At 31.8% G+C, this 9,524-nt stretch carries 8 protein-coding genes; 1 reads left to right on the top strand and 7 read right to left on the bottom strand.

Annotated elements, in window-relative coordinates; all coding sequences use genetic code 11:
* The 5 genes from dnaK to lepA form a co-directional block, all read right to left on the bottom strand.
* Positions 1-1,751: molecular chaperone DnaK (gene dnaK, locus ACF91D_RS28920; protein ID WP_392438209.1), on the bottom strand; the 1,751-nt coding region annotated here is incomplete at its 3' end.
* A 49-nt stretch (positions 1,752-1,800) separates the two neighbouring features.
* On the bottom strand, positions 1,801-2,427 hold the full coding sequence (gene grpE / locus ACF91D_RS28915; RefSeq protein WP_107527459.1) for a nucleotide exchange factor GrpE: 627 nt from the start codon (positions 2,425-2,427) through the stop codon (positions 1,801-1,803).
* Between the two features lie 29 nt (positions 2,428-2,456).
* The gene (hrcA, locus tag ACF91D_RS28910) at positions 2,457-3,437 is read right to left on the bottom strand and encodes a heat-inducible transcriptional repressor HrcA (RefSeq protein WP_042738551.1); all 981 of its coding nucleotides are present in this window, start codon (positions 3,435-3,437) and stop codon (positions 2,457-2,459) included.
* Between the two features lie 89 nt (positions 3,438-3,526).
* On the bottom strand, positions 3,527-4,651 hold the full coding sequence (gene hemW / locus ACF91D_RS28905) for a radical SAM family heme chaperone HemW (RefSeq protein ID WP_107527457.1): 1,125 nt from the start codon (positions 4,649-4,651) through the stop codon (positions 3,527-3,529).
* A gap of 96 nt (positions 4,652-4,747) precedes the next feature.
* Positions 4,748-6,571, bottom strand: coding sequence for a translation elongation factor 4 (gene lepA / locus ACF91D_RS28900; RefSeq protein ID WP_042738549.1), 1,824 nt, complete (start codon positions 6,569-6,571; stop codon positions 4,748-4,750).
* 323 nt (positions 6,572-6,894) lie between these two features.
* Here lepA and rpsT point away from each other — a divergent pair, with 323 nt between their 5' ends.
* Positions 6,895-7,146 (top strand): 30S ribosomal protein S20, encoded by a 252-nt coding sequence (rpsT, locus tag ACF91D_RS28895; protein ID WP_392438207.1) that lies wholly within the window; start codon positions 6,895-6,897, stop codon positions 7,144-7,146.
* A gap of 91 nt (positions 7,147-7,237) precedes the next feature.
* On the opposite strand, the gene holA is transcribed toward rpsT, so the two are convergent.
* Together holA and ACF91D_RS28885 are read right to left on the bottom strand one after the other, a co-directional pair.
* The gene (gene holA, locus ACF91D_RS28890; protein ID WP_392438206.1) at positions 7,238-8,212 is read right to left on the bottom strand and encodes a DNA polymerase III subunit delta; all 975 of its coding nucleotides are present in this window, start codon (positions 8,210-8,212) and stop codon (positions 7,238-7,240) included.
* A 72-nt stretch (positions 8,213-8,284) separates the two neighbouring features.
* The coding region (locus ACF91D_RS28885) for a DNA internalization-related competence protein ComEC/Rec2 (RefSeq protein ID WP_392438205.1) at positions 8,285-9,524 on the bottom strand (1,240 nt) is incomplete at its 5' end.

The following is a 9,524-nucleotide window of genomic DNA, read 5'->3' as shown; positions in this document are numbered from 1 at the left end:
TGAGCTTGTTGTTGTGCTTGAGCAGCCTGCTCATAAACTTTAGCTGATAATTCTTGAACTACTTTTTCTAATTCTTCTTTTTTAGCTTTGATATCTTCAATATCTTCGCCTTCTAAAGCAGTTTTCAATGCGTCTTTTTTCTCTTCAGCATTTGTTTTATCTTCTTCGCTGATATTTTCACCTAAATCAGTGATTGTTTTTTCAACTTGGAATACTAAGCTATCTGCTTCGTTTCTTAAATCACTTTCTTCACGACGTTTTTTGTCTGCTTCTGCATTGTCTTCAGCATCTTTAACCATACGATCGATTTCATCATCAGAAAGTGAAGAACTTGATTGAATTGTAATATTTTGTTCTTTATTTGTACCTAAGTCTTTTGCAGTAACATTTACGATACCGTTCTTATCGATATCAAATGTAACTTCGATTTGTGGTACGCCACGTGGAGCTGGTGGAATGTCCGTTAATTGGAATCTACCTAATGTTTTATTATCTGATGCCATCGGTCTTTCACCTTGTAGCACGTGGATATCAACGGCTGGTTGGTTATCTGCAGCTGTTGAGTATACTTGTGATTTAGATGTTGGAATTGTTGTATTTCTTTCGATAAGTGTATTCATACGTCCACCCATAATTTCAATACCTAATGATAATGGTGTAACGTCTAATAATACAACATCTTTAACGTCACCAGTGATAACGCCACCTTGAATTGCAGCACCCATTGCTACTACTTCGTCTGGGTTAACACCTTTGTGCGGATCTTTTCCGACTTCTTTTTTAACTGCTTCTTGTACTGCTGGGATTCTTGTAGAACCACCAACTAAGATGACTTCATCAATATCTGAACTTGATAAGCCAGCATCTTTCATTGCTTGACGTGTTGGTTCCATAGTACGTTTAATTAATGAATCAGCTAACTCTTCGAATTTAGAACGAGTTAAATTGATTTCTAAGTGTAATGGACCACTTTCACCAGCTGAAATAAATGGTAATGAAATTTGAGTTTGAGATACACCTGATAAGTCTTTTTTAGCTTTTTCAGCTGCGTCTTTCAAACGTTGTAACGCCATTTTATCTTGTGATAAATCTACGCCATTTTCTTTTTTAAATTCAGAAACTAAATAATCAATGATAACTTGGTCAAAGTCATCTCCACCTAGTTTATTGTCACCAGCAGTTGAAAGTACTTCAAATACGCCATCACCTAATTCTAGGATTGATACGTCAAAAGTACCGCCACCTAAGTCAAATACTAATACTTTTTGATCAGTTTCAGTTTTATCTAAACCATAAGCTAATGCTGCAGCTGTTGGTTCATTGATAATACGCTCAACTTCTAGACCTGCAATTTTACCAGCGTCTTTAGTCGCTTGACGTTCACCATCATTAAAGTATGCAGGAACTGTAATTACTGCTTTTTCAACTTTTTCACCTAAATAATCTTCAGCTGTACTTTTAAGGTTTTGTAATACCATAGCTGAAATTTCTTGTGGTGTATATGATTTACCTTCTACGTCTACTTTATAATCAGTACCCATATGACGTTTGATAGATTGAATAGTGTTAGGGTTTGTGATTGCTTGACGCTTAGCAACTTCACCTACTTGTGTTTCACCATTTTTAAATGCTACAACTGATGGAGTTGTTCTAGCACCTTCTGGATTTTGGATTACTTTAGGTTCGTCACCCTCTAAAATAGAAACACATGAATTTGTTGTACCTAAGTCGATACCTATTACTTTACTCATAATAAATTTCCTCCTGTTTGTTTATAAAATTGGGTATTTTCATCAAATATTATTGATTTACTTTAACCATTGAAGGTCTTAACACTCTATCTTTCAATTTATAACCACTTTGTAATTCTTGAGTGATTTGCCCTGATTCAAAATCAGGATTATCATCTTGAACTACTGCTTGGTGTACATTTGGATCAAATGATTGACCTTCTGTTTCAATTTTTTCTAAACCATTATTATTTAAAGCATTTAATAAACTTTCATGAACCATTTCCACACCTTTTTTCAGTGCTTTGAATTGTTCATCTTCACCATCTATTTGTAATGCTCGTTCGATATTATCCAACGTAGGTAAAATATCGTTTAGCACATCTTGAGATTTATAAGTTCTCATTGTTTGATTTTCTTTTTGAATTCTACGTTTATAATTTTCGAATTCTGCATATAATCTTAAATATTTTTCTTCATTTTCTTGCACATCTTTTTTCAATTGTTGAATTTCTTCATCTTTAGGATCTACATCTGTATTCGTATCTTCTGTATTGTCATCCTGCAGATTTTCTTGTGCCTGTTCTGTTGACTCATCAGCTTGATTAACTGATTCATTTTCCACTGACTGTTCATCATTAGTCGTTTGTTCTTTTTCCTCAGTTTGATCAAAGACTGATTCATTTTTTTCTGTCATTGTCTGCCCTCCAATACATATTTAAAAAATCACCAAATTGTGTTCAGCAATCTGATTACATTTTGGTAATTCATTGCTGTCGGTCCAATTACTGCTATCTTCCCTTTCAATCTATCATCAATGTGATATTCACTTGTGACAATAGATATATCACTCAAAGATGATTCAATTTCATGACCGATTCTAACATTTATTGAAGCATTGGTCATATCATCAAGTAATTGAGCGATTTTATTTGATTCGATATATTGTAAGATAGGTTGAATTGACGAAACATTTGATTCATTTAATGCATCAATTAGTTTAACCTTTCCACCCATAAAAATGCCATTACTTTGATCATCAAAATGAACTTCTATTGTATTTAGCATATCCTTGATAAATTCTTTTTCTAGCGTTGTCTTAACAAAACTATTTAATTCATTTTCAAATTCAGTCTTGTTCCATTCTTGATACTTCTCACTCACAAAATTAGAAATTTTAGTTAACTCATCATTTGTTAATGGAACTTGAGATGCTAAATGTAGATGTTCAACATGGCCTGATGTAAACACAACAACCATAATAATCAAATAGTCATTGGCACGAATCAAGTGAATATTATTAATAATATCTTTTTTATGATTTGGACGCATTACCAACGTTGTATATTGTGATGCAACTGACAATTCATCTGCAAATGCGCTTAACGCTGATGAAATATCATAATGATTGCTAACTAATAATTCGTTTAAACGTTGGATTTTTGTTTGTTGTTGATGAGATGTTTGTTGCAATAATTGATTCACATAATACCTTATCCCAACCTCAGATGGTGAACGACCAGACGAACTGTGCGTCTTTTCTATTAACTGTAAGTCTTCTAGATATTTCATCTCATTTCTAATCGTAGCAGGACTTACATTTAACTTGTGCCGTTCTATCAAAGTCTTTGAACCAATTGGATGACCTAAATCAACATAATCTTCAACAATTGCATTAAGAATGCTTAATTGTCTATCACTAATCATGCTTTCACCTCATTAGCACTCTTTTGTTTCAAGTGCTAATTATAATTTATCAAATTGGTCAAAGTAAGTCAATGTTAAAGCATTATTTTTTATACATTTAATAAAAAAGACTCAAAAACGGTATTGCCAATGACCTTACCTCGTTCTGTCATGGCTATATATCCATCCTTTTCAAATAGTAAATCTTTTGAAATTAAATCTTTAATCGTTTGACCATAGACTTGCTCTATAGGTTGGTCAAATTTTTCATTAAACCTTTGTTTGCTCACACCTTTATTCATTCTTAAACCTAAAAACATTTCCTCTTCCATCTGTTCAGTTTGAGTTGGAAAAGTAGAATCTAATAAAGGGCGCTCATTATTTTCTATTTTTTTTATATAATGATTCACAGGATTCACATTATTATAGCGTTCGCCATTGACATAACCACTTGCCCCTGCACCAAATCCATAGTATCCCTCGTTTTTCCAATAAACTTTATTGTGTTCAGATTCATGATTACGTTTCCCAAAATTAGAAATCTCATATTGATGCATATCTGATTTCGACATTCTTTCTAATAGATACTCATACATTTCTTCGCCTATATCTTCATTAGGAACCTGTAATTGACCTTTTCGATACATGTTATAAAACTGGGTTTTCGGCTCTAAAATCAATCCATAACTAGAAATATGATCAATATCCATAGCAAGTGCACGTTCTAAGCTATCTTTAAAATCTTCTAAAGATTGCTTTGGTAGATGATACATTAAATCTAAACTTATTGATTCAATACCAACTGACCTTGCATTTTCTACAGATTGATAAATATCCTCAGTCTTATGAGTACGACCTAAAATGTCTAGCAGTTCTGGATTGAAGGTTTGAACCCCCATCGACAACCTATTAACGCCGTAATCTTTTAACAATTGCACCTTTTCTAAAGTTAGTTCATCCGGATTTGCTTCAAAGCTAAATTCCCCTTTTATTGTAAAAATAGAAGTTATTGCTTTTAACAATCTATCTAATTGTTGCATATTTAGTGCCGTTGGCGTTCCACCACCAACAAAAACAGTTTCTAATTCCCGCACTTCACTGTTTTCCATTTCTTTGATTAAACAATCAATATACGTATCAACGGGTTGATTTTGAATATAATACTTATTGAAATCACAATATGTACATATTCTCACACAAAAAGGAATGTGAATATATGCACTTTTAACGTCCATAACGCGCTCACCTTCTTTCATTTACAAAGCTTATGTGAAGAACACAAAAAACTGGGGCATAAATCGTCTGGATTTAAGGCCCCAATCTATCTATTATTAATCTTCGTCCATCTTCAGAACAGCTAAAAATGCGTCTTGAGGTATTTCTACGTTACCTACTGCTTTCATTTTTGCTTTACCGGCTTTTTGCTTTTCTAATAATTTTCTCTTACGACTGATGTCGCCGCCGTAACATTTTGAGAGTACATTTTTACCCATTGATTTAATATTAGTTCGTGCAACAATTTTTTGACCTACTGCAGCTTGAACAGGAACTTCAAACTGTTGTCGTGGAATTAGTGTTTTTAATTTTTCAACTAATGCCTTACCTCTTTCATAGGCAAAGTCTTTGTGAACAATAAAGCTTAAAGCATCAACTTTATCACCGTTTAATAATATATCCATTTTCACTAAATTACTCTCTTTGTTATCAATAAATTCATAATCAAAAGAAGCATACCCTTTTGTATTAGATTTAAGTTGGTCAAAGAAATCAAAAACCACTTCAGATAATGGGATTTCATAAATAATATTCACACGAATATCATCCATATATTCCATATTTACAAATTGTCCTCGTTTACGTTGGCATAATTCCATAACAGCACCAACATAATCATTTGGAACCATCATTGTAGCTCTAACAAATGGTTCATAAATTTTATCTATTTTATCTCTTTCAGGCATATGCGCAGGATTATCAACTGCAACCTCTTCACCAGATTTCATTATACATTGATAAATAACAGATGGTGCTGTCGCAATTAACTCAATTCCAAATTCACGTTCTATTCGTTCTTGGATAATTTCCATGTGTAGCATACCTAAAAATCCTGTTCGATAACCAAAACCTAATGCTTGTGAAGATTCAGGTTCGAATTCTAATGAAGCATCATTAAGCTGTAATTTTTCTAAAGCTTCACGTAAATCATTGTAATCTTTGTTATCGATTGGGAATAGTCCGCAGAATACCATTGGATTCATTTTCTTATAACCTTGTAAGGCATTAGCGGCTGGTCTTTCTGCATGTGTAATCGTATCACCTACACGAGAATCGTCCACATTTTTAATGCTTGCAATAATATAACCAACATCTCCAACGGTCAATTCTTCAACCGGCAGTTGTTTAGGTGTATTAATACCTACTTCTGTTACTTCAAACTCTTTACCAGTAGCCATCATCTTAATGCGGTCACCAGCTTTTACAACACCTTCCATAACGCGGATAGAAGATATCACGCCTCTATATGGGTCATATTCCGAATCAAAAATCAATGCTTTCAACGGCGCTTCAGGGTCACCTTCAGGCGGTGGAATGACCTCGACAATTTTTTCTAAAATATCCTCAATGCCAATATTTGATTTTGCACTAGCTAGTACGACTTCATCTTTATCAATACCAATGACATCTTCTAATTCTTGTTTAACTCTTTCAGGCTCAGCTGCAGGCAAATCAATTTTATTGATTACAGGTAGTAATTCCAAATCATTATCTAATGCTAAATACACGTTAGCAAGTGTTTGAGCTTCGATACCTTGTGCCGAATCAACTACTAAAATAGCCCCTTCACAAGCAGCTAATGACCTTGACACTTCATATGTGAAATCGACGTGTCCTGGTGTGTCAATCAGATGAAAAGTATAAGTTTCGCCATCTTTAGCCTCATACTTTAACCTAACTGCATTTAATTTTATTGTGATTCCACGTTCTCTTTCTAAATCCATTGAATCAAGCAATTGATCTTGCATTTCTCTTGTTTCAACCGATTTAGTATTTTCTAAAATCCTATCAGCTAACGTAGATTTACCATGGTCGATATGTGCGATAATAGAAAAGTTTCTTATATTTTTACGTCTATCTAAACGTTCTTGTTTATCCATGTATTATCCTTCTCACTTTCATAATTCTAGCCCGTAAATATGTATGACATTCTTTGATATAATAACGTTTTTAGCTTACAATTGCAAACTTCATATAGGTATAGAGCTTATTCTTTAATTTGTAATACGTCTTGCGTCACTTACATATAGCATATATGATATGACTTATAAAGTATATATTTGTAGCTAACTTATTTATAAACAGGGATTTTATGCACTTTGCTAAATAAATGATTGCAGAAACTGCGTCATTTTGATAAAATATTTCTTGTTGTAATCAAATTAAATTTGATAGCGAAGATCACTTTTAGGAGGTGACACACATGCCAAACATTAAATCTGCAATTAAACGTGTTAAAACAACTCACACTGCTGAGGAGCGTAACATTTCTCAAAAAAATGAAATGCGTACAGCAGTTAAGAGAGCTAAATCAGCTACAGAAGCTAACGCTGATAACAAAGCTGACTTAGTAAGTTTCGCTTTGAAAAAAGTAGATAAAGCTGCACAAATCAACTTAATCCACAAAAACAAAGCTGCTCGTATCAAATCATCATTAATGACAGCTGGTAAATAATAAAAAGTTCAAGCCTCGGCTTGAACTTTTTTTATATTCTATTTTAAACAAGATTATTTTCGTATTTAAATGATTAATGATTTAATCGTCACTACAAAGATAAGATAAATAATTCTAATATTAGTTGTTTATCCATATAAGATGACTTCAATTTGTAATCTGTTTCAGCACAACTATCCATAATATTTAATAAACTTTCAAGCTGATAATGCCTAGCTTGATTCAATGCAAGTTTTACTCTATATGGATGCACAGATATCGTTTTAGCAATTTGCTGTCCACTATAGCCTTTTTGACTTAAAATCTTACTTTGGTAAAACAACCTATAATTACTAGTAATTAATGCTAACAACTTTATTGGTTCTTCTTTCATAGCGATTAAATCTTTTACTAATTGTATCGCTTTGGCTTTATTATTCTTCTGTATATATTCAGTTAATAAAAATACATTTTGTTCCAAACTTCTATTTACTATTTGATCTACATCTTGTTTATTAATTGTCGGCCTATCTTCTAAAAACAGCACTAATTTTCCAATTTCTTGTTTAACAATATTAAATTGAATACCTGTTAGCTCGATAAATAAATCTAAAGCATCTTGCTTTATGTCTTTATAATTTTCATGCAATTCATTTTTTATCCATTGCTTAATTTCATCTTCTGACATTTGCTCTATCTTTTTTATTTGTGCACTTTTCTTTAACGTTTTCACTAATTTTTTTCGTTCATCTAATTTCCCTTGATATACCTCAAAAATGATTAATGTTTCACCGTCATATTTTTCAATAAATTCGATTAATTGCTCAATATTCGGACTCATATCTTTAGGTGGTTTTTCACCAGTAAAAACGTAAGCATTTTGTACATGAACTACTTTTTTATCTGAAAAGAAAGGCATTGTTAATGATTCTTCAATAATGGCTGATAAATCAGTCTCATATAAGTTGAATTTCACGAAATTAAAATCATCTTTAGGTTGCTGTAAATACTGGTCAATTAACTCGGCAGATTTCTTTTCTATTAATTCTGATACTTCACCATATATCGTTACGATATTTTCACTCATTTATAGCTTCCTTTCTTATCCATTACACATTTCAATATTATATCATGTCAATTTTCTACTAACTAGTGATATTTATTTGATTACATCAGTATAAATTTTCAATTCATCATGTAACGTTATTGTGACATTACCTGATTCACTGGTCTGAAATAAATTTGTATGTATGGTATTCAATCTATCAACCACCTCTTTGTTAGGTAAATGATACATATTATTTTTACCTGCTGAAATCAAGCTCACTTTAGGATGTATCTTGTCAATAAAAGCAGCGGTCGAACTTGTCTTACTTCCATGATGACCTATCTTCAAAATATCAACATTTGAAATATTATAGTTTTGCAAAAATATACTTTCGTTATTTGACGTTGCATCACCCATTAGCAATATACTATGTCCATTAACGCGTATGTAAGTAATAATTGAGTGCTCATTTAAATCAACTGAATTTTCTATAATTGTATCTATCAGATTAATAGATACATCTCCAAAAAATAATTGTGGGTGTTGACGAAAATCTAAAAGCTGAATTTTATATTGCTGACATTGTATTTCCAACTTCGAAAGCTGCTGACGCGTAAAACTTTTTTTATCTATAATTATATGCTTTATTTTTATTGTCTCTATCAAATAAGGTAACTCGCCCATATGGTCTAAATGTGGGTGTGTAATAATAACATAATCCAATTGGGATATTCCTCTTTTTTTAAATATTGGAAGTACTTTATATTTTGATATTTGATAATTATATTCTGAATGAGCTTGATTAATATCCCCCCCTGTATCAATTAATATATTTTTATTCTTAGATGTTTCAAAAAGGATCGCATCACCTTGACCAACATCTAACATAGTTAATTGGTCTGTTTTTTGGAATGGAATAGTCGATAATATAAAACAAAGTAAAGATAGTGTAATGATAATATATTTAAACAGTTTATTGACCAACAGTATTATAGTCATCAAAACTAATATAATAACTATTAATTTAGTAATTTCATTTAAATCAGCTACATACCATTTGAATCGATTTAACTTATAAAATATGTCTAATATAACATCATGGACTATTACTATTGCATTGAAAACAGTGGAGATAAAATTAAATTGGAAAGGCAAGTGAAGTGTTATAAATATGAGTATTATAAAGGGAAAGAAAATAAAACTATAGAAAGGAACAAAAATTAAGTTCGAAATTAAACCAATCCATTGAATTTGGTTAAAGTTAAATATACTGATGATCATTCCACCAAGTTGGGCAATGGTGGTCAAGGTGAATAGTGAAGTTAAAAAAGATAATTTTTTTAAAAGAGGG

The organism is Staphylococcus sp. 231237_7MaSpsaltlick (genome assembly GCF_043107035.1).
The sequence above is the reverse complement of the archived record's forward strand: the minus strand, read 5'-3'. Positions and strand labels throughout refer to the sequence as shown.

What these genes read in the sequence shown, in the direction of transcription:
- holA (WP_392438206.1), bottom strand. Translation starts at nt 8,212, where the DNA reads ATGAGTGAAAATATCGTAACGATATATGGTGAAGTATCAGAATTAATA.
- rpsT (WP_392438207.1), top strand. Translation starts at nt 6,895, where the DNA reads ATGCCAAACATTAAATCTGCAATTAAACGTGTTAAAACAACTCACACT.
- hrcA (WP_042738551.1), bottom strand. Translation starts at nt 3,437, where the DNA reads ATGATTAGTGATAGACAATTAAGCATTCTTAATGCAATTGTTGAAGAT.
- hemW (WP_107527457.1), bottom strand. Translation starts at nt 4,651, where the DNA reads ATGGACGTTAAAAGTGCATATATTCACATTCCTTTTTGTGTGAGAATA.
- grpE (WP_107527459.1), bottom strand. Translation starts at nt 2,427, where the DNA reads ATGACAGAAAAAAATGAATCAGTCTTTGATCAAACTGAGGAAAAAGAA.
- lepA (WP_042738549.1), bottom strand. Translation starts at nt 6,571, where the DNA reads ATGGATAAACAAGAACGTTTAGATAGACGTAAAAATATAAGAAACTTT.